This window comes from Pseudoxanthomonas helianthi (assembly GCF_017939625.1).
GTDB lineage: Bacteria > Pseudomonadota > Gammaproteobacteria > Xanthomonadales > Xanthomonadaceae > Pseudoxanthomonas_A > Pseudoxanthomonas_A helianthi.
Genome location: NZ_JAGKTC010000002.1, coordinates 347948 through 348384 on the forward strand (window position 1 = coordinate 347948; position 437 = coordinate 348384).

1 protein-coding gene is annotated in these 437 nt (G+C 55.8%); it reads left to right on the forward strand.

Features of this window, described 5'->3' with window-relative positions; translation table 11 throughout:
- Window positions 1-9: 9 nt before the first annotated feature.
- On the forward strand, window positions 10-437 hold a 428-nt coding region (locus J5837_RS09245; protein ID WP_210536469.1), incomplete at its 3' end, for a hypothetical protein.

Consider the following 437-nt stretch of genomic DNA (forward strand, 5'->3'; position numbering starts at 1 on the left):
GGGGATAGAATGACCACACCGCAGATCAAACGACCAAAGCGTCTTTGGGTAGCTTCTCTCATGAACATTCTGGTCGGCTGCCTCAGCTTGGCCATGCTTATTTTTGTCACGACCTCATCGCGCGTCGCTACGGTACAGCTCTCAGCGGGCACTGCTGCAATGGCCGCAGTCACTGCTGGATTTCTAGTTGTTTCATCGGTAATGGCACTACTTGGCAAGCCGCGCTGGCGTCGCCTAATGCTCCTAGGAGCCTTAGCCTTCTACGGCAGCGTCATGGTCCAAAGTGCGCTGCTTCTCGCACAGGCACAGGACAGCTTGGTTCCGGCCAGCAAACTGATCTCTCATGTAATTCGCAGCGGTCTTGAGCTCGCCATCAACCTCTGGGCTTTACTCAGCCTAAAAACGCGGCAGTACTTCGGCCGTGAGCTGGCTGCCAC